This is a genomic window from Gordonia sp. LMA484, assembly GCF_058129505.1.
Map to the genome: position 1 here is coordinate 1,828,822 of NZ_CM176700.1, position 25,578 is coordinate 1,854,399.

Consider the following 25,578-nt stretch of genomic DNA (forward strand, 5'->3'; position numbering starts at 1 on the left):
CTCATGCGACGTAGGTGGGGAAGATGCTGGCGCCCCGATCGGCGGATCCGACCGCGGCCCGCATGCTGGCGAAGAGCTCGCGTCCAGTTCCGACCATCTCGTGGGTCTTCAGGGCTCGGCCGGTGGCAGGCCGCGCGGCGAGTTCGCCGTCGGGGACGTGGAGCGTCAGGGTGCCGGTGGTGGCGTCGACGGTGATCTGGTCTCCGTCACGGACTTTGGCAAGTGGCCCGTCGGCGGCGGCTTCGGGGGTGAGATGGATGGCCGCGGGGACTTTGCCCGAGGCGCCCGACATCCTGCCGTCGGTCACCAGGGCGACCCGCCGGCCGCGGTCCTGCAGTACACCCAACGCGGGAGTGAGTTTGTGCAGCTCGGGCATCCCGGTGGCGCGTGGTCCCTGGTATCGGACGATGGCGACGAGGTCCCGGTCCAGGTCCCCGGCGTCGAACGCGGCGAGGAAGTCGGCCTGGTCGTCGAAGACCACCGCGCCGGCGGTGATCACGCGGTGCTCGTCGGCGACGGCCGAGGTCTTGATCACGCACGAGCCGAGATTGCCTGTGAGGGTTTTCAATCCGCCATCTCCGGCGAACGGGTCGTCGGTGCCGCGCAGCACCGTCGTGTCATGGCTGGCGGTGGTGCCCGCGCGCCACTCGACGGTGCCGTCGGCCAGGACCGGTTCCTGGGTGTAGCGATGCAGCCCCTGCCCGACCACAGTGGCGACGTCCTCGTGGAGCAATCCGGCCTCGAGCAACGTGGTGATGGTGAAGCCCAGACCGCCGGCGGCGTGAAAGTGGTTCACGTCCGCGCTGCCATTGGGATAGATGCGTGCCAGCAGCGGAACGGTGGCCGACAGATCGGAGATGTCTTCCCACCGCAGGTCGATGCCGGCGGCCTGGGCGATGGCGACGAGGTGCATGGTGTGATTGGTCGAGCCGCCGGTTGCCAGCAGCGCGACGACGCCGTTGACGATCGCGCGCTCGTCGATCATCTCCCCGACCGGGGTGTAGTGGTCGCCGAGTGAGGTCAGCTCGGTCACCTGTGCGCCGGCTGCGTCGGTCAAGGCGCTGCGCAACGGGGTGCCGGGATTGACGAAACTCGATCCCGGCAGGTGCAGACCCATGACTTCCATCAGCAGCTGGTTGGAGTTGGCGGTGCCGAAGAACGTGCACGTGCCGCTGCCGTGGTAGGAGGCCGCCTCGGCATCCAACAGCGCCTGGCGGCTGACCTTGTTTTCCGCATAGAGCTGGCGGACACGGGACTTCTCGCCGTTGGGCAGCCCCGATGTCATCGGTCCGGCCGGGACGAACACCGTCGGCAGATGACCGAAAGCCAGTGCGCCGATGAGCATCCCGGGGACGATCTTGTCGCACACGCCGAGCATCAACGCGGCGTCGAACATGTCGTGTGACAGTGCGATCGCGGTCGACATGGCGATGACGTCACGGCTGAACAGCGACAGCTGCATCCCGTGGCGGCCCTGGGTGATGCCATCGCACATGGCCGGCACGCCGCCGGCGAACTGCGCGATGCCGCCTGCCTGTATGACGGCCTGTTTGAGTTGGTGGGGAAAGGTTTCGAACGGTGCGTGTGCGGAGAGCATGTCGTTGTAGGACGACACGATCGCGACGTTCGGTTTGACCAGTTCCCGTAGAGCCACCTTGTCCCGGGCGCCGTTGGCGGCGAAGCCGTGGGCGAGATTGGCACACGCCAGCCGACCGCGCGCCGGGCCGCGGTCGGCCGCCTCGCGGATGTGGCGCAGGTAGGTGGCGCGAGAATCGGCGCTGCGGGTCCTGATGCGATCGGTGACAGTGTCCAGGGTCGGATTGATAGTGGTCACAGGGCTGCTCCCCCGTGCCAGGTGCGGCCGTCTCGTTCCAGCAGTGTGATCGCCTCGACGGGGCCGTTGGTGCCCGCGGGGTAGCGGCGTGGTCCGCGCTCCTGCGCTTGCCACGCCACCAGAATCGGTTCGACCCACGCCCAGGCCGCCTCGACCTCATCACGGCGCATGAACAGGGTCGGATCGCCACGCACCACGTCCATCAGCAGCCTTTCGTAGGCGTCCGGGGAGCGGCGCTGGAAAGCGTCGACGTAGTTGAGGTCCAGCGACACCGGCTTGAGCCGGATGCCGCCGGGGCCCGGCTCTTTGGCCGTCATGAACAGGCGCATGCCTTCTTCCGGCTGCAGCTGGATGACCAGCTTGTTGGGTTCGGCGTCGCCGTCGCTGCCGGGGAACATCGGGTGCGGCACCGGCTTGAACTGGATGACGACTTCAGAGCTGCGGTTCTCCATCCGTTTACCGGTACGCAGGTAGAAGGGCACTCCGGACCAACGCCAGTTGCGCACTTCGGCTTTCACCGCGGCGAAGGTCTCGGTGAGGCTGTCGGGGTTGTCGGCGTCGTCGCGGTAGCCGGGTACGGCCTTCCCGTCGACCAATCCGGCGACATATTGTCCGGCGACGGCGAGGGTGTTGACATCGTTGGGGCTCAACGGTTTCAACGCCTGGAGAACTTTGAGTTTCTCGTCGCGGACGGTTTCACGATCGACGCAGGTGGGCGGTTCCATCGCCACCAGACACAGCACCTGGAGCAGGTGATTCTGCACCATGTCGCGCAGGGCGCCGGATTGGTCGTAGTACCCGGCGCGGCTGCCCACCCCGAGGGACTCGGCCACGGTGATCTGGACGTGGTCGATCCAACTGGAGTTCCACAGTGGCTCGAGGAACGTGTTGGCGAATCGGGTGACGAGCAGGTTCTGCACGCTCTCTTTGCCGAGGTAGTGGTCGATCCGGAAGATCTGGGATTCGTCGAAGACCGAACCCACCGCATCGTTGATGGCACGGGCGGAGGTCAGGTCGTGGCCGATGGGCTTTTCCAGGACCACTCGGCAGGTCTCGTCGACGAGGCCGTGTGCTTCCAGATGCTGGGAGATCGGACCGAACAGGTTCGGCGCGCAGGCCAGGTAGTAGACCCGCCCCCTGTCCGTGGGCTGGTTCAGCAGCGCGAGGAGCTGATCCCAGTCGTCAGGGGCGGCGGCATCGACGCTCGCATAGTGCAATCGCGCGAGAAATCGATCAAGTGTTTGGGAGTCCAGCGCTTCTGCGTCGACGAAACGGCCCAGCTCCCCCCGTACTTTGTCGCGGTAGCCGACGTGGTCGAGCCCGGCCCGCGACGTCGCGATGATGCGTGTTTCGTCAGGTAGCTGGCCGTCGCGGTCGCGCAGGTAAAGCGCGGGGAGGAGTTTGCGGACGGCTAGGTCACCGGTTCCGCCGAAGACAACGAAGTCGCATGGTGCGACGGGATTAGCACTCGACATAGGTCTTTCTCCTGAAGTTGTCGGGGGCTTGCGTGTCGAACGCTACGGACAGTTCGGCATTCTTGCAACCGATCTTATGACTTTGCGCGTGCAAAAGTAGTTTCGGAGCCTATGCCGAACTGCGTCCTATTTGGTTGAATGACACATATGCGCATGTCACGCTCGACAAAAGCGACAGCGACCGTCGGCGACGTGCTCGCACTGATCCGCGACGGTCTCGTGGCGACCCGCAGCGACATCACCCGGGTGACCGGGCTGTCCCGAACAGCGGTTGCTGCGCGGCTGTCGGCACTGGAAGCGTCCGGACTCGTGCTCGAACTCCCCGACACCGAGTCCACCGGGGGGCGCCCGCCGTCGCGGCTGACCTTCAACGCCGATGCCGGCGTCGTGCTGGCGGCCGCGATCGGTCGTAGTCGAACCCAGCTCGCCATCTGCAATCTGTCGGGTCAGGTACTGACGTCCGTCGACATCGACCAAGAAATCGGTACCGGCCCAGACGAACTGATGCCCGACATCGTCAAGCGCCTCGAGGTGCTCCTTGAGGACACCGGTCGGCGACTCGACGAGATCCGTGGTGTCGGTCTCAGCATCCCGGGCAGTGCCGACAGTGCCCGAGGATGCAGTCTCGATTCGCCGGCGATGAGTGGATGGGATGGTGTGCCCCTGCCGCCCTACCTGCAGTCGCTCACCACCGCCCCGGTGCGGCTCGACACCGATGCCAACGTCATCGTGCTCTCAGAACGACGCGGACAACACGACCGGTTCGACGACATGGTGCTCGTCAAAGCCTCCACCGGTTTGGGCGCCGGCATCGTGGCCGGCGGAGTGCTGCAGCGCGGAGCAGTTGGAGGCGCAGGACAGTTCGGCCACACCAAGATTCCGGAGGCCGCCGGAAAGGTGTGCCGATGCGGTGACACGGGTTGCCTGGAAACCGTTGCCTCCGGCTGGGCTTTGGTGCGCGCGATGCGCGAACAAGACCGCGACATCGCGCACATCCGTGAACTCGTCGACCTCGCGCTGGCCGGTGATCCTCAAGCACGCCAACTCATCCGTGAAAGCGGGCGCCACATCGGCGAAGTACTCGGCGGCGCCGTCAATCTGCTCAACCCCGCGGCCCTGGTGCTGGCAGGAGACATGGCCAAGGCCTACGACATCCTCGTAGCTGGATTACGGGAGACCGTCTACGCCAACGCCACCGCCCTGGCGACCCGTGAACTGCAGATCCTGCCCTCGACCCATGGCGCGCAGGCCGGCATCGTCGGTTGTGCGGCACTGATTCTCGACCACGTTCTGAGTCCGGCTGTGGTCGACGCCATGCTGGCTTGAGACTGTCAACGGCGACCGATCGGGCGAGGGTGACCTGGATTCTGGTCTCGGTGAAAGACATCAACCACCGGGGTGACGAGAACGTCGTCGAGGCACAAGTCAGCGACTGCGGCGTCGCATCGATGAACATTCGGCGCCAAGACAATCGATACCGTTCGCGGGGTCGGCTACCAGTTGGCCGTCGATGTCACGGGTTGATGCGGTGTGGTCCTGATTCCATACGCAATGTGAAGCCCACAGGACGCGACGATGGGCATGTGCGGGTCGGCGGCACAGAAGGTATCTCGAACGTCGCCACCAACGGATCCAGCGGGCGCTCACCCAAGGCGCTCAACCCCGGGCCGTGTTCTCGAGCAACCTCTCAGGCCAGGACCCGCACGAGGAAGTCGACCTCGTCGGCGAGCACCATGGCCTGCCATGGGCCGGCGTATATGTCGAAGTGGTCGACCGGGTACTCCAGCACCGTGGTCGGACCACCGGCACGCCGCGCTGACTTCCGTGCTGCATGCGGCGGAGCCACCAGATCGTCGCTGCCGATCTGAACGAGCATCGGGCACTTGATTTTCGACGCCTTTGTGATCGGCCGGTTGAATGCGACCTCGAGCGCCGTCCGGGCGCACACCTCATTTCGCCACGTCGGACCGGCGATCGATTCGTATGCTTCCATGGTGCCCGAAGTGGCCATGATCGCCACCGATCCCGGCTTCGCGGCGAGCGGAATGCGGTGCGGCTCGGCGCCGGTCACAGTCGTGATGGCGTCACGCAAGCCGTGCGCCACCAGTTTCATCGGTGCGATCGGTCCCGCGTTCCGGGCGATCTGCAGAACCGCCGCCAACCCATCAGGTGCGGGCACCAGCGCCGCGACTGCCGCGATCCGCGGATCCTCCGCCGCGACGGCCATCACGTGGCCGCCCGAGTACGACGTACCCCAGAGTGCAATCCGATCGGGATCGACGCCTGGCATCCGCCGGGCGGCATCGATGGCTGCGCGGTAGTCCTGGCGCTGCATGCGGACGGAGACGACCTGACGGGGGGCCCCCTCGGACTCGCCGAAGGTGCGGTAGTCGAAGACGAAGGAGTCGATTCCGGCGGCCGCGAACCCGTCGGCGAAGTCCATCAGCGCGGTGTCGCGGGTGCCGCCGAATCCGTGCGCGATCACGATGCACGGCCGTAATCTGTTGCGTACGAGATCATCCGAGGTGGCGCGCGCATGCCAGGCGACGCATTGCACACCGTGGCTGGTGAACGTCACGTCATCGGTCTGGTGTGATGTCATCACCCGACCGTCGCGAACTCGGGGGTGATCGACTCGAACTTCAATGCGGGGTCGTCGACGGGGCCGTGTTCGAGGCGCTCGACGTCGTCCTCGTAGGCCATCTTGACCGTCCACGGTCCCGTGGTGCCCGCCTTGGGGAAGGCGCCGATCCGGCGCTGCACGTAGCCCGAGCTCATGTCGAGCAGGGGAGTGCATTCCATCGTCGGATCGGGCAGGACCGGAGTGACGACGTTCTGCCCGTGCTCGTCCATGTAGTTGAGCAGCCTGACCATGTGGGTGCAGACAAGGTCGACCTTCAACGTCCAGGCAATATTGGTGTATCCGATGGCGAACGCGTAGTTGGGCACACCGCTGAGCATCATGGACTTGTAGACGACCGTATTCGCGACGTCGATTGGATCCCCGTCGACACTCAGGTCGATGCCGCCGAGTGGCAGCAAGTCCAGACCTGTTGCCGTCACGATGATGTCGGCGTCCAGGTGCTGGCCCGACGTCAACGCAATGCCTGTTTCGGTGAAGGACTCGATGTGGTCGGTGACCACGGACGCCTTGCCCGACGAGATCGCGGAGAACAAGTCGCCATTGGGCACCATGCACAGACGCTGATCCCACGGGTTGTAGCTCGGGTTGAAGTGGGTATCGACGTCGTAGCCCTTGGGGAGCCGACGCTTGGCGTCGGACATCAGCAGATTGCGGATGAGCTTCGGGGCGCGCTTGCTCGCCTTGAAGATGCCCCGGTTCAGCGTGATGTTCTTCCGTCGGATGATCCCGTAGGCGCGATCGGGTCCGATCAGCTTGTTCAGTGTGTTCGCGATTGCGTCCTCGCCGGGCAGCGACAACACGTAGCTCGGGGACCGCTGGAGCATGGTGACGCGGGCGGCCTTGTCGGCCATGGCCGGAATCAGCGTCACTGCGGTCGCGCCGCTACCGATGACCACCACCTTCTTGCCGGTGTAATCGAGATCTTCGGGCCACTGCTGCGGGTGGATGACCTGACCCGTGAACCTCTCGCGTCCCGGGAATTCGGGCGTGTAGCCGGCCTCGTAGTTGTAGTACCCGGTTCCGGAGTAGACGAATCGCGCTGTGTACGTGGTGGGTTCGCCGGATTCCGCGTCGGTGGTACGGATCGTCCATCGGCCGGTCCGGGTATCGAAGTCGGCGCCGTCAACCTTCGTGTTGTACCGGATATGGGCACGAATGCCGTTCTCGTCGACAGCCTCGTTCAGGTAGTCGAGGATGACGTGCGCGTCGGCGATCGACTGCTTGTGCGTCCACGGCTTGAAGCCGAAACCGAACGACGGCATGTCCGAGTCGGACCGGATGCCCGGGTATTTGAACAGGTCCCAGGTTCCACCGAGGGCCGCACGACCTTCGAGAATCGCAAACGACGTCGACGGGCGCTTGGACTTCATCTTCGTCTCATGTCGAGCAACCAGTGATCGCGGCTGCTCCACGGCCACTCCGTGATTCATTGGCTGCACAGTTCGCGCACCAGCACTGTGATTTGCCGACCTTGACAACCAACTCGAGTTCATCGAGCGTGGTGGCCACGCCGTCCGGGCCGTCGGAGATCCGGCAGATTCCGGTGAGGCCGATAATCTCACTTTCTGTCAACTAGTTGCGTAGCACCGAGCGGCTCGGCGTAGTTCGCTTCTGACGACCGGCCCACCAAAGCCGCATGGTCACAGCTGTATCCGGGCTTTGACGAGTCTTTCAGCGATCCGAGTTGATGACAGTCCGCGTGGACATGTTGCCTGATACCGCTCGAGGATGGCGACCTCAGCGTGGATGTCGCCGGCTTTGCGATAGAGGATGGCCGCTTGTTCTGTGTACCAGGGTGGTGGGGCGTAACCGTGGTGTTGGGCATCGCGTTCGGCGGCGTCGATGCATTCGAGGACCAGGTTCAACGCGTCGTCGAAGCGTTTGGCGCGTTTGAAGTCATTGATGGTCTCGACCCATTCCGTAAAGTCTTTGTCTCGCACCAGGCGCCGGCGTTGGTCAGCAGCCTCACGTCCACCTGCGGCGAGGCGGTTGAGTCGGAGTTGAGCTTGTTCATCGGCTGCTTGGCGAGCCCGCGCGGCGGCTTCGGTTTCGTCTTGGTGGGCGATGACCTGTTCGTAGGGCCCGAGTGTGATGCGCGCGTGTGGCCGCGTGCCGTTCGACAGGAATACGCGGCATCGGACTCGGCAGTCTCGACCCGAGTATTCGTCGCGGCGGATGACATCGCGAACGATGTCGGATTCCAGCGATCCGACGTAACCGACGAGGTGGTGGTCGATGTAGGTCGCAATGAGTCCCCGACCTCGGGGCGCATGGGGGAGTTCTCGGACGATCGCGAATGTGTGGAGTGCTTCGCCTGGTGGCACGTGAGCTGAATCGAGCACCGTGCGAATGGTGTCCATGAAGTTCTTCTCATGGGCCAGTTCAGCTGGCTGGGGGATCATCACATCAGCACCGGGTAGAGGGTTGTGAAGGACGGTCGGAGAACTGTGTGTGTTGTCGACAACCGTTGTCGGACGCGGTGGCTGTCCTACGGTGGGTTTGCCGGCGAGTTGACGCGCCCGTGCTAGGCGGGTTTGTACGCCCTTTGTGCCGCAGTGGTCGGGGTCTGCGGCGAGGAATCTTTCGAGGACAGCGACTTCTGCGTCGTAGTTCTTGAGGGAGCGGTGGATGATGGCGGCTTGCTCGGTTGGCCACAATGTGGGTCGTGAGAAGACGATCGCCGCGCTCTTTTCAGCCGCCGCGATGCACTTCTCGAGAAGCGATAGGGCCAGTGTGGTGTCACCTTCGGCGCGTGCTTGAGCGATGTCGGGGCGGAGGGTCTCGAAATCACGGCCTTCGACGAGTTTGGCCGTGTCTCTGGCTTCGATCTGGCGCCAGAGTCCACTGTCGCTGAGGCGCTCTGTGCGGTCAGGGCTGACGCGTCCTGGCCAGGCTGCGCGGTCGACGTAACGCCAATCAGGTTCGCGTTGCTCGGTCGGGTCGAGAGTGACGCGTGCCCACCATTCGCGGTCTTCACATCTTGCCCAGACTCGGGCGGGTACAGCGACGCTGTGGCGGTTCTTGTTGGCGCGAAGGATCTTCGGCTGAATGTTGGGCGCCAGTTCGGCCGGAATGTACCCGACGATGTGTCCGCCAATGCGGACCGCAACCGCATGGCGATCGTGTGGGTTGTTGGGTTCGGCAACGAGTTCGGCGTCCCGCCAGATTTGCCCACCCAACGGTTTGCCGTCCGTCGCGAACAGCTTGGCGAAGGCCGGCGCGTAGTAGCTTTCTCCCACTACTTCAAGGTCTTGAACGGGTAGAGAGGGCGCCGAGCTGCGAGATGCCGACGGTCGCTTCGAGTGCGGGGTGCGCTCGTCGGTACGCGCCGCGACCTCGCGTGAGGGCGCTGTGGCACCAGCCGGCGACACCTGTGATGGTCCGTGGGAACCGGGGTCGGCTGTTGCCGACCGTGACAGGGGCTGAGTCTGGTGAGTTACGTCGCTGGGAGGCTGTTGGTGCCTGGAGTCGCGCGCGTCGCCAACCGGGTCGGCGTCCGCGGGGTTGTGGCCAAGTGGCTGCGTGGCAGTGGACGTCTCTATGTCCGACGGCGCGAGCGGAGAAGGTGTAGCAGTTGGATGATCAGATCGATTCCAGAGCTGGGAACGGTTGATTCGCACAACAGTGGAAAGCCAATCACGTAGCTGCTCGAAGTGCGGTTGCTTCTTACGGGTGAACAGCACTGTCGCGGGATCACTTGCGGTGGGCTTGGCATCGGGTGACTCGGCAGTGAGCACCTGAAGGTAACCATTGACGAGAAATGAGGCGGGCTTGTAGCGGAGTCCGGTGACATTGGTCAGCGGAACGCTCGTACCGTGTCCGAAAGCTGTTGCGGTGACGGAGCCGCTGACTTTGGTGATCGATGCGTCATCGACATCGAATCGAGCGCCGTGTCCGGGGTAACTCTGCCGGCCAGGCACAGGCTGGCGATTCTCCATTCCGCACTCACTTCCTCGAGCGTGCGACGAGGACGTGCACGCACAATGCTTCGCAGCTGCCAATGGCATCGATGTCGGTCGACACCCGCGATTGTGATTTGACTCTAGTGGGCCGAACGCACACGAGTTGCGCGAAGGATAAGTCTGGTTGCTGCGATGCGGTCGGCGCCGCCAAAGACTGTGCGGGAATCACCAGTACGGAGTAAGCGCATCTATATTCGTCACTGTGACGTAACTCCCGCCCGGGCGCCGCCGGCTGTAGCATGAGAGAGGCGCCCGGCAAGGTCAGTATCGCGGATACATATTCCGAACAGTAAGCCGGACAGAAGATCCGGCAGATTCGTTGCAGCCAGCAGTTTCGCTCGAGATCCGCCAGGACGAGTCCTCTCATCTGTTTGAACTCGTCCTAGTTTGCCGCCGATAAGATACATTATGTCAAGTAAAGCTCTGGATATCACGCTGCCCGCAACACTATTCAGCAGCGGACCGTTGTCGGATGACAAGGTAGATGAGACTTTGACACCCAAGTTTGAGACTCGATGACACAGATCTGAGACTCCGAACTCAATGAGCCGGCGTGTGCGCTATCCGCGAGCGGCTACTGCCAGTTTGGCCGACTCAACCAGGTGCTGCGCTGCGCGGATCATCCGCTTTAGCTCCGCGAAGGTTAGGTCCTGATGCGTGTACGCTGCCTTATTCTTCAGGTTCAACAGCGTGTTCAGGTGTCGCTCGGATCCGCTGTCTGCACGCTTCAGGAGGGCTGCAGCCTCGGCGTGGTTGCCGGTATTGGAATGCACACCAAGGCGAACACAGCAGATAACGTCTGAGGCTGCGATGCCAGCGTCGACGTACAAGTCCCCAGCGGCGTTGGGCATCTCCTCCCCGAGATGGTCAGCGGCATCCAAGAACTCGTTCGCCTTCGACATCCGCCCTGCGATGACCGCGGAGTCACAGTCGCGCTGCGACGCCATCAGAACCTCCCCGACGCGGGGCGCAGCTGCGCGTTGAACCAGGACCGCGTACCCGCAACGGTGAGGCCTTGCTTCGCCACGTCACGAAGCAGAGGTTCACCCGCGGCAGCCGCGGCGCGGAATTCGTCCGCAGCGTACTCGACTATGCGGCCGTCGTTGCCGGTCCACGCTGTGATGAGCCGGGCAACCTCGGTCACCCGATGCCCCCACACGTCGTCGCCCTCGCGGCCCCAGTCCCCGGCGCGCACCAGGATCAGGTCAATGTCGCTGTCTCGCCGCATATGCCCCGTCGCCGCCGACCCGAAAACCGCAGCGTACCGCAGTGTCTTACCCCACTCTCGTAGGTGCTCTTCGAGACGGTTCAGAAACGCGGAGTTCAGACGTGCCAACGCCATGATCGGCTCAGCGGCGAGGTGTTCAGTGTTGAGTCGATAGGTATTCGTCCTACCCACCTGGTCGTGCAACACCACGCCCTGAATGGCGAGTCGGTTGAGGACCTTGCGGATGCCCTCAGCCGACGCCGTGGTGAGAATGCGATGGACCTGGCTGATCGTGAACGTGGCGTCTGCGGACGCCAACACCGCGAGTACGTCTCCGTCCAGGGTCGGCGTTACCGTGGCGAATGGCTTGTTCAATTGCACGCCCGACACCTCCTGAGATTGCAACTAAAGTTAGAGTAACACAACTATAGTTGACTTCGATCGCATGGAGTCGCCCAAGCGTCACGCGGGAGATTCCCGCGAACCGGAGTCGTACGGCACAGCGAAGCGGCCTATCTGACCGGTCAGCACCCCGCTCGTTCATTCGCCACGCCGCACCACTTCCGACGCCTAGGCTTGCTCCCGCGCGAAGCTACCAGTTAGCCAGACTGCGCGCCCCGGTTCGAGTGATTGAATATGCAGCAATTGAACATGCAGCGTTACCACCAATAGCCTGCAGATGGGTAGCAGTGCAAGAAGATCCAAGCACAGGACCACCACCACTACTCCCGAAGTTGCGCTGCCGCTTGGTTATCACATCATTGCGCGAGCCCCAGGAACGCCATCAGCGAGCGTTCAACTTCCACCAGCTGTTCGGACGTCAGCCGGCCAACACGCGTCAGCACGTTCGACCGTCGGACCGCGGTCAGCTTGTCAACCATCACGTCACTGTCCCGCTCGAGACCCGAGATCGCGTCCCCGTCGCCTCGGATGCGTATCCGCATCAACGGCGCATCGACAAGCCGGCTCGTCATCGGCGCAACCACCACCGACAGAGTTGAATCGAAAAGGTCATCCTGGACGATGACCACAGGCCGCGGCTTGGACGCATACACACCGCCCGCCACTGTCCAGATCTCACCGCGAATCACGTCTCGTCATCCCATGGCACCGCAACGGCCTCGACGAAATCCTGCGCGTCCCCATCGCCATCGGCCTGCGCGACGAGAAGCGACTGCATGTGGGCTTGCGCGGCAAACTCGGGCGTGCGCACGTCAGGGACCCAAACCTGCAACGGGCGCAAACCGCGCTCACGCATCCGGCGTCGATACTCACCCACCCTGTCCCTCACAGCCATGAGCTCATGTTACATGTAACGCTACGGAGTGGCCCGGCTATGCGTCGACTGCGAATATGCAGCAATCGAATATGCATGGGTTACCCGTAAATCACTGCATATTGCGCTGCACCGCAACGCCACTCCACCTGCAAAAGCCGGCGTGTTGTCATGCAAGCGCCATACCCCAGACCCAAGCTACGCCTTATCAGTCTCGATCAGCGCTCGCAGTTCTTCGGCGATCTCGTCCACGAGTAGCCGCCCTGGCCCTTCGTAGAGATTCTGTGAGCCAGGTCCAGATCTCTTCCAGGAACCTCGCTTCGACGGATACCTTGCGCCGAACAGAATGATCACTTCTTCAGGCGGCTTCCCGGTCAACTCAGCCTGACGAGAATGCCAGATCAGTCCTTGCAGCGGTGAATCATGCCGTTGCGCTAGGGCCGCGATTCCCAGCCGTCTGGTGCACGGGTAATGCTCGGCAGGACTCGTGATCACTTGACTGCGATCGAGGCCGAGCCGGGCAAGTTCCGGATCGCGAAGGTCGCCCAGCCTGGCATCAGTCGGAACCTCGATGTGTGCCAAGAGCTTTTCGTGCAGTTGTGTGTCGTAGGCGATCATGCTGCCCAGTTCGTGCACGTCATGGAAGACTGACTCGAGCAGCACTCCCGTTGGTGATTCTCCCAGATACATACTTGGCAAACGCTTTGCAGTAGTGGGATCGTCTACCGGAGCGAAACGAGTATCGCCCCAGCCTGGATTGAACTCGTCATAGCCCCATTTTCCGTCGTAAACGCGATAAAGCAGGCGGCCTTTATTGAGGGTCACCGTACTCAACGCGGGCAGCTCCGCGGCGACGGTACAGCCAGCCGGATGAGGGCACACCAAATCCTGCGACGGTGGTGTCGCGGTCATGTGGACCTCAACTTCTAGGCGGCCGCGCCCGCGGCGAAGCGGTCGGCCGCTCGCAGCGCGCGTGCCGGATCAGTCGATGCGATGCTCTCTGGTATCTCGCCTGAGAGAAAGCTCGTCGGGCTCGTGAGCCACGACCACAAGGACCACTCCCGCACTCCCCCCTGCGCGAGCGCTGCCAGGATCGGTGCCAACTCTGGGCGCAGCTCGCCGTTCTCATCGAATTGGAACGCAGGTATCAATGTCCTCCCATGAAGATCGACGGTGAACAGTTCGTGCGCTCGGCGGCGCCGCGCCACCCACGTTCTGGCGCTGGATTCTGGCGAGTTGCGCTGCTCGCTGAGCGAGACGTAGGTGTGGAAGGGCGTCGCGAGCAGCTCGTTGCGGTGTGTCGCCAAACGCCTCGACTGCGAAAGTGACGCAGCAGGCGTCAGGTTGACGCCGTGGCCCATCAGCGCCCGAAGAAGTTCTTCACGGGACGCTTCAACGTGCTCAGCTTGCAGTTCGCGAACAGCGTTGAACAACTCAACGAACTCGCCGACGTTGACCTCTGGTCGTCCGTGGACGAGCGCATTGCGCAACCGTGTTACCGACACATCGTAGGAAGCGGAGCCGGTTGACTCGTATCGGCCTGCGGCACTTTTGGAAAGGCTGAGAAGCTGAAGCGCCCCGACGAGCTCTGATCGGGTTACACCATGGACCGCCAGCCAGTCGACCAACTCGGCGATATCGTAATCCGGCACCATGTAGCGAGTGTAGCACCAGATTCAAAATCGGAACGTCGCTACATCACCGATGCGGCCACGCGCAGCTCCTGACGGCTCGTGCAGAGTGACCGGCCTGCCGACCTTGGCGCCGGTCCCCCGGCATCGGCGCTACAGGCTCGCGAGTTGCTCGAGCTGCGGGTGGACAACCGAATATGCAGCGATCGAATATGCCGGGTTACCGGTAGACCACGGCATATTGCGTCAGATGAATCACGACCAGACTTCCGCACGCCACCCATTGGCTCGCGTACGAGTCGATCGTCGCAGGTCGGTAACTCCCAAGTGGCTATCACCACTCCCAGATCCGTTGTCATCCGACGACACCCGCTCGCGCAGAGGGCCGCAACGACTGCCGAGGTTGACTCGAGCATGCAATGGCGACGACGGCAACAATTCCCTAATCTGACTCGAGCTCGTCCAACTCTTTCGCTAGCAACGCCGTTATCGCCGCGGTGAAGTTGCGGAGCTGAAGAGCGAGCACCGATTGCGCTTGGAGATCATCAAACCCGTACCGATCCTTAAGCGCCTCGGCGACCATGTCTTCGCTCAGTCCCTCGGTGGCCACCAGATCGAGGACGTCCCGACGGTTCTCAACAGCGGTGATCACAGCTCGGAGAATCAACACCCGCTGAGAAGATTCATTTGACAAAGCATTCTCCATTCATCCGGTAGTGGCCAACGAGCCAATTGGCCGCGATCCATCTAATCGAAAGTCCTGAAATTCAAAGTCGAGGGCTTTTCTGGATTCTTAACGCGGCGGTGAAAATAAGCGGATCGTTGGTGGTGCATTGCTTTTCGATTAGTGGATCGCGACCCACCTCGTTAGGGCACCTACTCCCAGGGATTGATCAATGCGATTCCGAGATCCATGAAATCATCGACGTTGCGGGTGGCGAGCTGGGCGCCGAGTCGACCGCAGATCGCTGCGATTTGCGCGTCAGCCATGCCGACCGGTTTTCCGAGGCGCTCTCGCGCGACGACCATCTCCGCATACATCACCGCAGCGGGCGCGTCGAATGGAATGACTCGCCCGCGAAAATCATCTTCAAGGAGCCCTTGTACTCGAGAACGTAGATCCGTTTGTCGGCGCCCTTTCGGTAACCGCTCGACGCCGTACCTCAACTCTGCGGCCGAGATCGCCGTAATTGCGATGTCAGCGGACGGCCAGCCATCCACACGCTCCAGAACGCGCTCATCGGGATCAGCGCGCATCAGTTCCGACACCACATTGGTGTCGAGAATGATCATCAAAGCTCGGCCGCCCGCGGAGCATCAGTCCGTAATGGAGGTTCGACTACATCCGCGTCAGATCCGGCAAATCGCCGACGAATCCGCGTGCCCATACCGACGTCGTCAATCGTCGGTGCGAGAACTTCACGCAATATTGTTCGGACCTCAGCCTCCATCGATCGCCCGTGGCTGGCAGCACGCATCCGCAGGGCCACCTTCAGATCGTCATCGAGATCCCGAATCGTCAAGCTCGCCATTTCGCACCTGTCCATATGATTGCAGTGAAATCAATGCTATCAGGACACGCTAGGCGCCGACATCCCGAACCGTCACCGGAAGCTAACAACCTCAACCCTGCTGCAGGGAACATGATCAACTCGATATTGACGGTATCCAGTAATGCACTGCATATCGCATTGCGCAGCAACGGAACTCAAGCGCCCCACCACCCAACCCGCCGCGGTACGCCACTGCGCATGACGTCATCGCGCAAGTCCCAGAAACGCCATCAACGAGCGTTCGACTCAATGAGCTGTTCGGACGTCAGGCGGCCGACACGCGTCTGAACATTCGACCGTCGTAGCGCGGTTAGCTTGTCAACCGTCACGTCACTGTCCCGTTCGAGGCCCGAGATCGCATCGCGATCACCCGGGATGCGAATCCGCAACAAGGGCCGCATCGATGAGCTGGCTCGTCATCGGCGCACCACCACCGACGGAGCTGAATCGAGAAGGTCATCCTAGACGCTGACGGCCGGCCGCGGATTGGACGCGTACACGCCACCCGCAACGGTCCAGATTTCGCCGCGAATCATGCTTCGTCTCCCCAAGGCGCGGCGACAGCCTCGACGAAATCCTGCCCATCCCCGTCGGCCTCGGCCTCTGCCACGAGAACCGACTGCTTGTGGGCTTGCGCGGCAAACTCTGGCGTGCGTACGTCAGGAACCCAGACCTGCAACGGTCGCAAACCGCGCTCACGCATCCGACGCCGGTACTCGCCGACCCTGCCCCTCACTGCCATGCCCGTATAAGTTACAGGTAACGCTCCGGACCGGCCAGCGTGCGCAGCCCCGAGATGGATATGCAGCAATCGAATACGCAGCGTTACCAGTTTTCTTTACATATTACGTTGCTGCGCAACGTGATTCGTGGACATCACTTTGCCGCTGACACCCATCGGCGCCATCAGTTCCCGGCTAGTCTCAACTACCTGCCACTTGTCTCAGGCGTGTTGTCGCCAGACAGCGGTACGGCACTTTCGTTACTACCGCACGAGAACCACGCGGAGCGCAGCGTCGACGCGTCTCAATTCTTCATGGGTCAGGTAACCCGCACTCGCTCCGAGTCGCTGTGGATCAACCGAACCAAGTGAAGAGATCCGACCCTCAGGCTCCAGCGTCTGGATGCGTCACCGAACGTAGATCCAATTGGGGTATGCCAACAAACTCGCTTGGGTTGCAGGTGTACAGCGGAATACCGTTCGCGATGGCACTGGCAGCGATCAATGCGTCATATGCGCGCGCTCTGGGCTTTCGCCCTGATGAGCGTAATGCGGCCGCGACACCGCCGAAAGCTCGCGCACTCTCGGCAGTGAATGCCAGCACCTCGAAATCCGCTTCCGCCTGCTGGACGTGCTGTTGTCGGGCACTTCGCTCGTGATCGGTTCGCGCGACGTGCGGGCCCACTGAAAGCTCCGCAAGGGTGATCGCACTGATCACCGACTCCTCGGGCAGCTCGTCGGGATCGGCCAGTCTGCCGAGCAGAATCACGGTTGAGGTGTCAAGCACCCCTCGCGTCGTACCGACCGACCCCGTCATAGGGACGAATCCAACACGCTGTCGATGTCAGAGCGCAGGACGTCCGGGTCGATCTGCGGAAGATGGGCGCGCCGGCGAATCAACTCCGCCGCGCTCGCACTCTTTCTGGGCAGAGACCGGAGTTCGGCCACTGGCTCGCCATCGCGCGTGACCACGATTCGCTCACCCCGCTCGACTCTGCGTAACACCTCGCCACCGTGGTTACGCAGATCTCTGACACTCACCACCTCGGTCATGCCACCAGTGTATCACCGGTGATACACGCGCGGTCGGTGAATATGCAGCAATCATACGAGCGCGAGTCGCCGAAACTCGCTGTGTGGGGGTTCATCTGGGGTGGCTTCGCCGCTACATGGGCGATCGCCGTGCACGGCAACAATGCGCTGATCGACCTCTACGCAACGTTGATCTCCCACGAATTCGCCCTCAACTGGGGCCGCCGCTGGCGGCTCCGTTCGTCGAGGAGAGCGCCAAGGGCATCGGCTTCGCGCTGATACTGGTCCTTGCCCGTCACGCTGTTCGCTCCGCATTCGACGGTCTGATCCTCGGCGCGTTCATCGGTCTCGGTTTTTCAGGTGCTGGAGAATGTCCACTACGCACTCGGCGCGGCCGAGACCGCCTTCAGCAGCGCCAACATCAGCGGTGTGATCGGTACCGTTTTCGGCCGCGGCATCATGAACGGTCTGTTCTCGCACGTATTGTTCTCCGCCGTGGTATGTGGCGGCCTCGTCTATCTGATCGGCACGCCGAGTGAACCGCGGAATGTGACGCGTGGACTCGTTCTCGTTGTCACTGCGGTGGTCGCCCACGGGTGCTTCGACGCGATCGCCCTCCGCCTCGGATTTACCGAGGTCCCTCCTTGGTCTGTTCGTCATCGAATTCTGCTTGATCTGGCTGGCCTTCCGCTGGACGGTCGGGCGCGAGCGCGGCTGGCTACGCGACGCTCTCGCACCCGAGGTCGACACAGGAGTGATCACCGTCGAAGAGCTGGCCGCGCTCACTGGGAAGCGCAAGCAGCGTCGTGCCTACATCAAGTCCAAGGACAACGACATGTCCCGGAAGCAGGCGGAGAGTGTGTTCGTCGCCGCCACGGACCTCGCCGACGAGATCGCCAAATCGGGTGCGGCCGAAAGTGAGGAAGTAGTTTTCGCGAGGTCAGAGATCGCGAGGGTGCGGACCGCATGAGGCGAGGCGGGGCGGGCGGTTCTCTCGTGTCGAGCATGTCGTCACCGGGACACGTCCCCGCGCCTCGCGAACGTCCTGCTAGGTACGACGACATTTGATATGACGACGCTGACGCGGTCCACCGAGGCGCCAACCTCTGAGACGAGAACCGACTATTTGCGGCTTCCTTGGCAAATCCGGGCGGAAAGCCAGCGCGAACCTTGATACGGTCCAGATGAATCAATCCGTGAATGAGCGGTGACGATGGCCGTCGTGGAGGCCGACCCTCGAAAGGACGCTGCGATGGACATCCGGTCGTCATTCCACCTTCGCCAGATTCGGCGCGCGAAGCATCCCACCTCGTGGTGGGGATCGATCATCCTGAGCTTCCTACTGATCCTCTTCCTCAGCGGCGCGGGCGCGCCAATCGTCAGGAACTTCACCAGCGACGAGGACGGGACGGTCGGCGCCCAGGTGGTCGAGGCGATCGGCGGCGTCTTCATCATCGTGGCGCTATCGCTCTGGGTGCTGGCGAAAGAACGACGGAACCCACTATCTCTGGGATTCTTGGGTTCAGGCATGACGGGTTTCCTGCGCCTGCTCCTGGGACTGGGCATCGGCGCCGCGATGTTCAGCATTACCGCGGGAATCGCCCTGGCCATCGGCGCGGTTGAGGTCCGCGACAACCCCGACGGGGTGACGACGGGCTCAGCCGCCGCCGGCGTCGCGTTGATCATGGTTCTCGCCTGGCTCTTCCAGGCAGGTTCCGAGGAGATCGTGGTCCGCGGCTTCATGTTCCAGTCAGCGGGGCGCCAGCTGCCGACGTTTCTCGCGGTGGCCGTTCCCGCAGTCGTCTTCACTGCGCTGCACCTGCTGAACCCAGGTGAGAAGACACCTGTCGTGATCGCCAACCTACTGGTGTTCTCCGTTTTCGCGGCCTTCATCGCGGTCGCGGACCGCGGACTGTGGCTCGTCATCGGCATCCACACGGGATGGAACTGGTTCCAGGGCAACGTCTTCGGTGTCGCAGTGAGCGGCGAATCGCATGCAACCTCCATCATGTCGCTGACCCCTGGCGACAATTCGGCCGCCATCACCGGCGGTGATTATGGGCTTGAAGGCTCCATCTCGGCCACAATCGTTCTGATCCTGGCGCTTGTCGCGTCGCTGTGGTGGATGAGGCGGCGCCTGGCCGCCGAACCCGCCCAACCGGCGCTTCAAGAAGCCTGACGTCAACCAGAACCCACACTCATCGTCGCCGCGCACGAGCACCGGTGCGGCGCACATCGACCGGTCTACTTCAGACCCGATGGCACGACCGTGCCGTCGACCATCACAGTCACCTCTCCGGTCTTGGTGTTCTCGGTGACCTTGCCGTTCTCGAACGTCACCACCTCCAGATCACCCTCGGTGGTCAAGTCGCTGGTAGGAACTCCCAGGGGCCCGGGAGAGCCGTTCATACCGCTGAGCGACGGGGTACCGTCCGGGGCACGTTCAGTGTTCCAGGCATCCCGAATCTTGCCTGACGTGACGATATATGCCGCCGTCCCCGGGTCATCGTTCTTCGCGATGATCACGCCGCCCTGGAACTGTTGAAACACGACGCCACTCTCGCGGATCCCTGCGTTGTGGTCGCCGGTCAGCGGCTTGCCGAGGGCATCTTTCTGAGCGTCGGTCGCCGACTCGTACTTGACGGCGAGCGGGCCGGTCAGGGTCACCTCAACGTCCCGCTCCCCCACAATTGTCACTTCGGCGGGGTCGGCATCGGGCGTCGTCTCTTCGACGGTGGCCGAAGGTGCATCCTCGCTGGCCTCTGACGTCGACTCCGACACCGAAGCCGCAGCCGACGAGTTCTGCGACGCGGCGTCGTCCGTCGTGTCGTCGCTACCGCAACCTGCGGCGATCAGCGTGACCGCCGACAGTCCGGCGACGAAAACGGCACGACGGTAAGAGAGTTGCCTCAATGTATTCCCCTCAGTTATTCGGCACATGCCCCGGTCCAAAGTGCGCGAACCGGACACTCTGTTCGACTCTATCGGTACGACGGCGCGGATTCCTCCCAGCGATCTCGTCCTGTCGATGTGGGCGCCCATATTCAGGGCGTCGACCAGACAGCCCCGCCTACAGCGAACACGAAACAGGTTGCGGCTGGATGTGTTCAATTACGAGCTGCAACCACCACCGCATTCGGCCGGTGAGTCACCTCCGCCAGCGCAATCAAACCTTCTCGATCTCCCCCGGCTGCCAAGACTTGTCGAACCACGGCTCGAGCGGGCCATAGATCCGGAGAACGGTGAACCAGCTCTTGTTGGGGAGTGTCTGGATCCAGTTGGAGTCCTTGCCTGCCGGCGCCGTCGGCGCGAACCAGAGAACGGTCGAACCGTCCGGTTCTGACATCACGGTGTCGCCCAAGCTCATCAGGCTCGGATAGGGATTGTCGGTCTGCAGCAGTGACCGGGTTTGGGTGTCGTAGACGTCGACCGACCAGAAGTTGGCGGCCGGCGGATTCGGCGGCAGCACAAGGCGGTATGTTGCCGCACCATCGAGGATGCGGCCCTGCGAATCCTGGGCGGTGTAGGTGTAGGCCGACCCGGCACCGACCTGGGCGTGCGACATGGCCGGGGTGATGACCGTCGCCGTGTAGTGATACATGGTCCGGGCATCAAGGAGCCGGACCTGATCCTTGACGAATTCGTAACTGCCACCGACGAATGCGTCTTTCCAGGACGATCCCTCGAACGTAAGGTTCGCCCGGTCGCGCGGAAAGTAGAGCAGCGCGCGACTCATGCCTGCGGCAGTCTTGGCCGCCGCGTCGAGGATTGCGCGGAGCCGATCATCAGGCGTGAACGGTTGGCCGTGAACGATGCCGATCGCGGCGAGCTGACCAGCCCGTTCCGGATCGATCGAACCAACGGGTTCGGACTGAACCAGTTCGTTGATCTCCTCGAAGAAGTGGAAATCGTTGGCGTGCACGGTGTTGAAGACCTGTTCGGCCATGTTCACGAACTGCATGGCAGGCGGGTCCGTGGCGTCGGCGAGCAGATAGACGCGTGCCTGCTTGATGGCGTCGATGCCGTCCAATGCCCGAAGAACAGTCCACACCGTGAACGTGCTGCTGCGGTAGACGAAGTAACCCTCGGGTTCCTCCCCTGTGTAACCGGGTGGCAGAAACAGATACTTCCCACCCTGACCTTTGTCCGGCCCGGCCAACCCCATATCGGCGACGTATCTGAACCAGAAGTCGTCGACCACACACAGCGAGTTGGTCGGTGGTTCGATGACCACGGGCCCATCTCGCAGATCAAGGAACATGGTGCCGTAGGCCGTCGACGTGTTCGCCGTGAGCAGCAACGATCCCGAGTTGGCACGAGGATCGGTGATTCCCAGGACATTCAACCCGTCAACACCGATGCTGCGCAGACCGTGGCGCATAGCGACGAGAGACGCTCCGGGCACGGCATTGAGGAACACGTCGATCCCGCGAAGATAGTCCAGGCCCTCGTACAACTTGGCGGTGGTTTCCGGCTTTGGCACCCCGTCGAAGAAATCGAAAGTCCCCAACGGGGTCTCAACGCTATCGGGCAGACCAAGTGCCTCGAGTTCCGCCGTCAGATCGGTATTACCTGCAGTGCCATCCACTCGGTCTGCACTCCTTCATCAGGATCGCCCGGCACAGCCGAAACGATTCAGTGTGAGAACGCCACCATCCGCGGGGTTCCGCATCAACCGTAGTAGGAATCGCGCATCGCTGGTGGGTGTCGGTGGATGCCACCCGATCCCTGAGGAGCCTCGCGAGGAACGAGCGACGCGTCACCACCCGATCCCTGAGGAGACTCGCGAGGAACGAGCGACGCGTCACCACCCGATCCCTGAGGAGACTCGCGAGGAACGAGCGACGCGTCACGAAGGGGCCGGCCCTTCGTGACGGTCCTCCGCTGGCGCTCCGGACCTCCTCAGGGACCGGAGGGTGACGGTCCTCCGCTGGCGCTCCGGACCTCCTCAGGGACCCGAGGGTGACAGTCACCGAGACGGCGCTCCAAACCTCCTCAGGGTGACGGTCCTCCGCGCTCGCTCCCAGCCTCCCCGGAGGGTGATCTAGTAGGCGTTCTTGATGACGAAGTAGGAACCTCGGATGGTGCCGGCGAGCTTTGACTTCTGCCGCGCGAACTTGAAGGTCGATGCAAGCTCGTCGGGGATCTCCATGCCATCGGACAACTTGAAACCGACCGCGCGCTTGCCCCCATCCTCGAGCGAGTACATCACGTTGATCGACAGACCACTTTCGTAAAAGACATACGCCATCCGAATGCCGTCGACCTCGAACTCAGTCGCCTCGAGGGGCCGCGACCCGATGACGAGGTCACGCTCCTCCTTGAGGATGCGGTGTACCCAGTCGACAGTCGAGGTCGCCTCATCCGCCGGTTCGACGGTGAACACGTGGTTGTACTTGTTCTTGAAATAGCGCGCTTCGTTGGCCCGTAGCCCGGCCAGCGCATCGACGACCGGCGACGATTCGAGTCCGATGGTCGAGACGTCTGTGAAATCTACCGCGTAGGCCATGGCCTTTCTTTCCTTCCCGTCCGGTGAGTGCCACCCGAGTGTCAAGTCATTTCGGGTCGACCGCGTCATCCCCCAACCCTGCCAGCTTCGACGTCGAATCGCCGCCGATCTGCGTCATCGAGGGTTCTAGGACTTAAACAATCGCCGGCGGCATGCCAAAGTGAAGCCTGCGCGAGCGGGGCAGACCGCCGGCACTCGCCAGGTCTCTCGAGACCCAAAGCTCGCCCGGTCGAGCCGTCACACCCCCGGGTCGGGAACCAGCCGGAAGATCGGCGGCACCCGCCCGAGCCTGCGTTCGTAACGGTCGTAGTCGGGCGCGATCGTGAGGATCCATTGCCATCTGTCCACGGCCTCGTCAGCGGAGAGCGGTTCGGCACGCAATCGCATTCGGCGACCGTACAACTCGCCGACGAGCGACGGGTCGGCGCTCAGGTTGTGGTACCAGCCCGGCGGCGTCGCCATCCCGCTGTTCGCCGCGACGACAAACAGGTCCACGCCGTCCTCGAAGACCTGCACCAGAACGGTGCGAGGACGCCCCGACCGGCGGCCGGTGGTGGTCAGGACGATAGCGCGGCGCCGCCACAGCGAGGTGATCCGACCGCGAGTGCGCCGGTACAGCCACACTCCGAATGCCACGGACTTGGTGTCCAGGGCGTGCTCGATCCGAGTCTTCTGGTCCTCCGAAAAGATATGAATCGACATATCTTCATCTCAGCCCTCGAGACCTGACACGGCCAGAGCCGTAGGTCACTCGACCGGCGACTCCAGCGCCAGTGCCGTCGGCCTTCGCGCATCGCATCCGCGATGCAGTATCGGCGGAAAACACGTGTCGCGTAGGCTTGCCCATATACCCCCTAGGGTATATGGGCCGCGTGGCCCGATACCCACGTTCCGAAAGGAGGCAACCAGCACATGATGGGAAGTACGGGCGCGATGGGTTCCGGTATGGGCTGGGTGTCGATGGCGCTGATTGTCGTCGGCCTGGCAGTGATCGTCTACGTCGCGGTTCGACTCGTCCGACGTGACAGCACCCCGCCGTCTGCCAACGCGTCAGAGCCGCTTTCCCCGTCGAACGCCGGGAGTCCAGCGCAAACGATTCTCGAGGAGCGCTATGCGCGCGGAGAGATAGACACCGAGGAGTTCACCGCCCGCCTCCGCATCATCCAGGGCCGATGAGCCAGCCGATCAGTCGCCGGAAGGCGCTGACGCTGGGAGTGCTCGGGGTTGGCGCCGTGGCTGCCGGGGCGACCGGCCTGGTGGTCGGAACCCGGTCGTCGGGGCCGGACACGGCGGCCGGCGGTTCGGGCGCCGCATGGGGCGAGCCACCGGTGCTGTCATCGACCGATGGCGCCCTCGACCTGGAGTTGCGGATCGCCGAGACCGACGTCTCGATCGACGGCGACACAGTGCGGATGCTCAGCTACAACGGCACCGTGCCGGGACCGACCCTCCACCTCCGGCCGGGCGACCACCTGCGCGTGCACCTCCACAACGGACTCGACCGACCCACCAATCTCCACACCCACGGTCTCGTGGTGTCCGCCGCCGGCAACAGCGACAACCCGTTCATTCGCGTCGAACCCGGCGACACCTTCGACTACGACATCCACCTTCCCGACGACCACCCGGCCGCGGTCTGCTGGTATCACCCCCACCATCACGGCACCGTCGCGGATCAGCTGTTCGCCGGGCTGTACGGCGCGATCATCGTCGACGATGACGACTGGGCGACAGCGCCGCCGCGCATCGTCGTCGTCTCCGATGTGACCATCGGCGACGGCGGCGTCGCCACCGTCTCCGGCGCCGAGCGGATGGCCGGGCGCACGGGCAAGACCCTGCTGACCAACGGTCGGATCGCCCCTGCCCTCCACTCACGCGCCGGCGGCAACGAACGGCTGCTGCTCATCAATTCCTGCTCGAGTCGTTACCTGGATCTGCAACTGTCCGACTTCGGCGCCCGATTGCGCGGCCGGGATTCCGCGCGCCTCCCGGCGCCGGTGCCCACCGATCGGCTGCTGCTGCCACCCGGCAGTCGAGCCGATCTCGTCGTCACGGTGCCGTCGGCGCCGACCGATCTGATCGCTGCCGCCGTCGACCGCGGCCAGGTGGGCATGGGCATGATGAGTGGACAATCCACCACCTCCCCCGAATCGACAGTGCTGTCGGTGGTACCTGATGCCGCAGCCGCGCCGTCCGCTGTCGCCGATTCGACGTCAACCGCGCCGCCGGATCTGCGCGACCGCCCCGCTGATGCTGCCCGCACGTTGACGTTGAGCATAGGCGGTGGCCTGGCAGGTGGCGGTGGCATGGCAGGTGGCGGCGGCATGCGATTCGTCATCGACGGTCGCGCGTTCGATCACGAACGGATCGACCAGGCCGTGCGCACCGGCACCGTCGAAGAGTGGACCATCGTCAACAGGTCCCCCATGAATCACCCGTTCCACCTGCACATCTGGCCCATGCAGCTGATCCGTGAAGGCGGGTCGGACGTGACCGCCGTCGACGTCCGCGATGTCATCGACGTTCCTGCGCGCCAGTCGATCACGGTCCGGATCGCGTTCGACCGGTTTCCCGGGAAAACGGTGTACCACTGCCATATCCTCGACCACGAGGACCTGGGGATGATGGGCGTCATCCAGGCCCGATGATGGTCAGCGCGGCGGCCCCGATCTCAGAGACGCTCGGACACCCACGGGTTTCATCAACAGCCGACAATGATCGCCGACGACCGATG

29 protein-coding genes and 1 pseudogene are annotated in these 25,578 nt (G+C 63.1%); 8 read left to right on the plus strand and 22 right to left on the minus strand.

The window, feature by feature from the left end:
- Position 1 precedes the first annotated feature (1 nt).
- A complete protein-coding gene (gene edd, locus AC4AMJ_RS07860; RefSeq protein ID WP_489917723.1) occupies positions 2–1,834 on the minus strand; it encodes a phosphogluconate dehydratase in 1,833 nt (610 codons plus the stop codon).
- Positions 1,831–3,309 carry a glucose-6-phosphate dehydrogenase gene (gene zwf, locus AC4AMJ_RS07865; protein ID WP_489917724.1) on the minus strand — a complete coding sequence of 493 codons (1,479 nt, stop codon included), beginning with the start codon at positions 3,307–3,309 and terminating at the stop codon, positions 1,831–1,833. The genes edd and zwf overlap by 4 nt, the downstream gene beginning before the upstream one ends.
- Positions 3,310–3,456: 147 nt before the next feature.
- Here zwf and AC4AMJ_RS07870 point away from each other — a divergent pair, with 147 nt between their 5' ends.
- Positions 3,457–4,635 (plus strand): ROK family protein, encoded by a 1,179-nt coding sequence (locus AC4AMJ_RS07870; RefSeq protein ID WP_489917725.1) that lies wholly within the window; start codon positions 3,457–3,459, stop codon positions 4,633–4,635.
- Between the two features lie 361 nt (positions 4,636–4,996).
- Here AC4AMJ_RS07870 and AC4AMJ_RS07875 read toward each other — a convergent pair whose 3' ends face one another.
- From AC4AMJ_RS07875 to AC4AMJ_RS07940, 14 genes are all read right to left on the minus strand, one after another.
- Positions 4,997–5,911 carry an alpha/beta hydrolase gene (locus AC4AMJ_RS07875; RefSeq protein WP_489917726.1) on the minus strand — a complete coding sequence of 305 codons (915 nt, stop codon included), beginning with the start codon at positions 5,909–5,911 and terminating at the stop codon, positions 4,997–4,999.
- Entirely contained in the window at positions 5,911–7,323 is a 1,413-nt protein-coding gene (locus tag AC4AMJ_RS07880; protein WP_489917727.1) for a flavin-containing monooxygenase, read from the minus strand. The genes AC4AMJ_RS07875 and AC4AMJ_RS07880 overlap by 1 nt, the downstream gene beginning before the upstream one ends.
- A 270-nt stretch (positions 7,324–7,593) precedes the next feature.
- Complete coding sequence (locus AC4AMJ_RS07885; RefSeq protein WP_489917728.1) at positions 7,594–9,891, minus strand: HIRAN domain-containing protein; 2,298 nt, start codon at positions 9,889–9,891, stop codon at positions 7,594–7,596.
- A 584-nt stretch (positions 9,892–10,475) separates the two neighbouring features.
- Entirely contained in the window at positions 10,476–10,862 is a 387-nt protein-coding gene (locus AC4AMJ_RS07890; protein WP_489917729.1) for a hypothetical protein, read from the minus strand.
- A complete protein-coding gene (locus tag AC4AMJ_RS07895; RefSeq protein ID WP_160904325.1) occupies positions 10,862–11,503 on the minus strand; it encodes a nucleotidyltransferase domain-containing protein in 642 nt (213 codons plus the stop codon). The genes AC4AMJ_RS07890 and AC4AMJ_RS07895 overlap by 1 nt, the downstream gene beginning before the upstream one ends.
- A gap of 377 nt (positions 11,504–11,880) precedes the next feature.
- Positions 11,881–12,213, minus strand: coding sequence for a type II toxin-antitoxin system PemK/MazF family toxin (locus AC4AMJ_RS07900; RefSeq protein WP_489917730.1), 333 nt, complete (start codon positions 12,211–12,213; stop codon positions 11,881–11,883).
- A complete protein-coding gene (locus AC4AMJ_RS07905; RefSeq protein ID WP_489895650.1) occupies positions 12,210–12,419 on the minus strand; it encodes an antitoxin MazE-like protein in 210 nt (69 codons plus the stop codon). The genes AC4AMJ_RS07900 and AC4AMJ_RS07905 overlap by 4 nt, the downstream gene beginning before the upstream one ends.
- A 177-nt stretch (positions 12,420–12,596) precedes the next feature.
- Positions 12,597–13,310: an RES family NAD+ phosphorylase gene (locus AC4AMJ_RS07910; protein WP_489895652.1), complete on the minus strand. Its 714-nt coding sequence runs from the start codon at positions 13,308–13,310 to the stop codon at positions 12,597–12,599.
- Between the two features lie 14 nt (positions 13,311–13,324).
- The gene (locus AC4AMJ_RS07915) at positions 13,325–14,053 is read right to left on the minus strand and encodes a hypothetical protein (protein ID WP_489917731.1); all 729 of its coding nucleotides are present in this window, start codon (positions 14,051–14,053) and stop codon (positions 13,325–13,327) included.
- A 418-nt stretch (positions 14,054–14,471) separates the two neighbouring features.
- Positions 14,472–14,681 carry a hypothetical protein gene (locus tag AC4AMJ_RS07920; RefSeq protein ID WP_489917732.1) on the minus strand — a complete coding sequence of 70 codons (210 nt, stop codon included), beginning with the start codon at positions 14,679–14,681 and terminating at the stop codon, positions 14,472–14,474.
- Between the two features lie 224 nt (positions 14,682–14,905).
- The gene (locus AC4AMJ_RS07925) at positions 14,906–15,322 is read right to left on the minus strand and encodes a type II toxin-antitoxin system VapC family toxin (protein ID WP_489917733.1); all 417 of its coding nucleotides are present in this window, start codon (positions 15,320–15,322) and stop codon (positions 14,906–14,908) included.
- The gene (locus tag AC4AMJ_RS07930; protein ID WP_489895660.1) at positions 15,322–15,576 is read right to left on the minus strand and encodes a FitA-like ribbon-helix-helix domain-containing protein; all 255 of its coding nucleotides are present in this window, start codon (positions 15,574–15,576) and stop codon (positions 15,322–15,324) included. The genes AC4AMJ_RS07925 and AC4AMJ_RS07930 overlap by 1 nt, the downstream gene beginning before the upstream one ends.
- A 236-nt stretch (positions 15,577–15,812) precedes the next feature.
- A complete protein-coding gene (locus AC4AMJ_RS07935; protein WP_489917734.1) occupies positions 15,813–15,983 on the minus strand; it encodes a type II toxin-antitoxin system PemK/MazF family toxin in 171 nt (56 codons plus the stop codon).
- 131 nt (positions 15,984–16,114) lie between these two features.
- Positions 16,115–16,324 (minus strand): antitoxin MazE-like protein, encoded by a 210-nt coding sequence (locus AC4AMJ_RS07940; RefSeq protein WP_489917735.1) that lies wholly within the window; start codon positions 16,322–16,324, stop codon positions 16,115–16,117.
- Between the two features lie 54 nt (positions 16,325–16,378).
- On the opposite strand from AC4AMJ_RS07940, the gene AC4AMJ_RS07945 reads away from it, so the two are divergent.
- Entirely contained in the window at positions 16,379–16,675 is a 297-nt protein-coding gene (locus AC4AMJ_RS07945; RefSeq protein ID WP_489917736.1) for a hypothetical protein, read from the plus strand.
- 13 nt (positions 16,676–16,688) lie between these two features.
- Here AC4AMJ_RS07945 and AC4AMJ_RS07950 read toward each other — a convergent pair whose 3' ends face one another.
- Both AC4AMJ_RS07950 and AC4AMJ_RS07955 read right to left on the minus strand, forming a co-directional pair.
- Positions 16,689–17,090: a type II toxin-antitoxin system VapC family toxin gene (locus tag AC4AMJ_RS07950; protein WP_489917737.1), complete on the minus strand. Its 402-nt coding sequence runs from the start codon at positions 17,088–17,090 to the stop codon at positions 16,689–16,691.
- A 26-nt stretch (positions 17,091–17,116) separates the two neighbouring features.
- Entirely contained in the window at positions 17,117–17,356 is a 240-nt protein-coding gene (locus AC4AMJ_RS07955) for a type II toxin-antitoxin system Phd/YefM family antitoxin (protein WP_489917738.1), read from the minus strand.
- Positions 17,357–17,398: 42 nt separating this feature from the next.
- On the opposite strand from AC4AMJ_RS07955, the gene AC4AMJ_RS07960 reads away from it, so the two are divergent.
- The 4 genes and pseudogenes from AC4AMJ_RS07960 (at position 17,399) to AC4AMJ_RS07975 (ending at position 19,514) form a co-directional block, all read left to right on the plus strand.
- On the plus strand, positions 17,399–17,614 hold the full coding sequence (locus tag AC4AMJ_RS07960; protein WP_489918558.1) for a hypothetical protein: 216 nt from the start codon (positions 17,399–17,401) through the stop codon (positions 17,612–17,614).
- Positions 17,615–17,695: 81 nt separating this feature from the next.
- Positions 17,696–17,944 (plus strand): annotated as a pseudogene (locus tag AC4AMJ_RS07965) (PrsW family glutamic-type intramembrane protease); the annotation flags it as partial.
- 61 nt (positions 17,945–18,005) lie between these two features.
- A complete protein-coding gene (locus AC4AMJ_RS07970) occupies positions 18,006–18,305 on the plus strand; it encodes a hypothetical protein (RefSeq protein WP_489918559.1) in 300 nt (99 codons plus the stop codon).
- Positions 18,306–18,548: 243 nt separating this feature from the next.
- On the plus strand, positions 18,549–19,514 hold the full coding sequence (locus AC4AMJ_RS07975; RefSeq protein WP_489917739.1) for a CPBP family intramembrane glutamic endopeptidase: 966 nt from the start codon (positions 18,549–18,551) through the stop codon (positions 19,512–19,514).
- A gap of 65 nt (positions 19,515–19,579) precedes the next feature.
- On the opposite strand, the gene AC4AMJ_RS07980 is transcribed toward AC4AMJ_RS07975, so the two are convergent.
- From AC4AMJ_RS07980 to AC4AMJ_RS07995, 4 genes are all read right to left on the minus strand, one after another.
- The gene (locus AC4AMJ_RS07980) at positions 19,580–20,248 is read right to left on the minus strand and encodes an LGFP repeat-containing protein (RefSeq protein WP_489918395.1); all 669 of its coding nucleotides are present in this window, start codon (positions 20,246–20,248) and stop codon (positions 19,580–19,582) included.
- A gap of 253 nt (positions 20,249–20,501) precedes the next feature.
- Positions 20,502–21,923 carry a DUF1254 domain-containing protein gene (locus AC4AMJ_RS07985; protein WP_489895674.1) on the minus strand — a complete coding sequence of 474 codons (1,422 nt, stop codon included), beginning with the start codon at positions 21,921–21,923 and terminating at the stop codon, positions 20,502–20,504.
- A 456-nt stretch (positions 21,924–22,379) separates the two neighbouring features.
- Positions 22,380–22,844, minus strand: coding sequence for a DUF8821 family protein (locus tag AC4AMJ_RS07990; protein ID WP_489895678.1), 465 nt, complete (start codon positions 22,842–22,844; stop codon positions 22,380–22,382).
- A 237-nt stretch (positions 22,845–23,081) separates the two neighbouring features.
- The gene (locus AC4AMJ_RS07995) at positions 23,082–23,546 is read right to left on the minus strand and encodes a nitroreductase/quinone reductase family protein (protein ID WP_489895680.1); all 465 of its coding nucleotides are present in this window, start codon (positions 23,544–23,546) and stop codon (positions 23,082–23,084) included.
- Positions 23,547–23,756: 210 nt separating this feature from the next.
- Here AC4AMJ_RS07995 and AC4AMJ_RS08000 point away from each other — a divergent pair, with 210 nt between their 5' ends.
- Both AC4AMJ_RS08000 and AC4AMJ_RS08005 read left to right on the plus strand, forming a co-directional pair.
- Complete coding sequence (locus AC4AMJ_RS08000; RefSeq protein ID WP_489895682.1) at positions 23,757–24,020, plus strand: SHOCT domain-containing protein; 264 nt, start codon at positions 23,757–23,759, stop codon at positions 24,018–24,020.
- Positions 24,017–25,492 carry a multicopper oxidase family protein gene (locus AC4AMJ_RS08005; RefSeq protein WP_489917740.1) on the plus strand — a complete coding sequence of 492 codons (1,476 nt, stop codon included), beginning with the start codon at positions 24,017–24,019 and terminating at the stop codon, positions 25,490–25,492. The genes AC4AMJ_RS08000 and AC4AMJ_RS08005 overlap by 4 nt, the downstream gene beginning before the upstream one ends.
- Positions 25,493–25,578: the final 86 nt, after the last annotated feature.

Coding starts and splice junctions, on each gene's coding strand:
- AC4AMJ_RS07930 (WP_489895660.1), bottom strand. CDS start 15,576: ATGGACAGGTGCGAAATGGCGAGCTTGACGATTCGGGATCTCGATGAC.
- AC4AMJ_RS07915 (WP_489917731.1), bottom strand. CDS start 14,053: ATGGTGCCGGATTACGATATCGCCGAGTTGGTCGACTGGCTGGCGGTC.
- AC4AMJ_RS08005 (WP_489917740.1), top strand. CDS start 24,017: ATGAGCCAGCCGATCAGTCGCCGGAAGGCGCTGACGCTGGGAGTGCTC.
- AC4AMJ_RS07955 (WP_489917738.1), bottom strand. CDS start 17,356: ATGACCGAGGTGGTGAGTGTCAGAGATCTGCGTAACCACGGTGGCGAG.
- AC4AMJ_RS07940 (WP_489917735.1), bottom strand. CDS start 16,324: ATGGCAGTGAGGGGCAGGGTCGGCGAGTACCGGCGTCGGATGCGTGAG.
- AC4AMJ_RS07945 (WP_489917736.1), top strand. CDS start 16,379: ATGGATATGCAGCAATCGAATACGCAGCGTTACCAGTTTTCTTTACAT.
- AC4AMJ_RS07870 (WP_489917725.1), top strand. CDS start 3,457: ATGCGCATGTCACGCTCGACAAAAGCGACAGCGACCGTCGGCGACGTG.
- AC4AMJ_RS08000 (WP_489895682.1), top strand. CDS start 23,757: ATGATGGGAAGTACGGGCGCGATGGGTTCCGGTATGGGCTGGGTGTCG.
- AC4AMJ_RS07935 (WP_489917734.1), bottom strand. CDS start 15,983: ATGCGGCCCTTGTTGCGGATTCGCATCCCGGGTGATCGCGATGCGATC.
- AC4AMJ_RS07925 (WP_489917733.1), bottom strand. CDS start 15,322: ATGATCATTCTCGACACCAATGTGGTGTCGGAACTGATGCGCGCTGAT.
- AC4AMJ_RS07875 (WP_489917726.1), bottom strand. CDS start 5,911: ATGACATCACACCAGACCGATGACGTGACGTTCACCAGCCACGGTGTG.
- AC4AMJ_RS07990 (WP_489895678.1), bottom strand. CDS start 22,844: ATGGCCTACGCGGTAGATTTCACAGACGTCTCGACCATCGGACTCGAA.
- AC4AMJ_RS07880 (WP_489917727.1), bottom strand. CDS start 7,323: ATGAAGTCCAAGCGCCCGTCGACGTCGTTTGCGATTCTCGAAGGTCGT.
- AC4AMJ_RS07890 (WP_489917729.1), bottom strand. CDS start 10,862: ATGGCGTCGCAGCGCGACTGTGACTCCGCGGTCATCGCAGGGCGGATG.
- AC4AMJ_RS07975 (WP_489917739.1), top strand. CDS start 18,549: ATGGCCGTCGTGGAGGCCGACCCTCGAAAGGACGCTGCGATGGACATC.
- AC4AMJ_RS07905 (WP_489895650.1), bottom strand. CDS start 12,419: ATGGCTGTGAGGGACAGGGTGGGTGAGTATCGACGCCGGATGCGTGAG.
- AC4AMJ_RS07995 (WP_489895680.1), bottom strand. CDS start 23,546: ATGTCGATTCATATCTTTTCGGAGGACCAGAAGACTCGGATCGAGCAC.
- AC4AMJ_RS07910 (WP_489895652.1), bottom strand. CDS start 13,310: ATGACCGCGACACCACCGTCGCAGGATTTGGTGTGCCCTCATCCGGCT.
- zwf (WP_489917724.1), bottom strand. CDS start 3,309: ATGTCGAGTGCTAATCCCGTCGCACCATGCGACTTCGTTGTCTTCGGC.
- AC4AMJ_RS07960 (WP_489918558.1), top strand. CDS start 17,399: ATGCAGCAATCATACGAGCGCGAGTCGCCGAAACTCGCTGTGTGGGGG.
- AC4AMJ_RS07885 (WP_489917728.1), bottom strand. CDS start 9,891: ATGGAGAATCGCCAGCCTGTGCCTGGCCGGCAGAGTTACCCCGGACAC.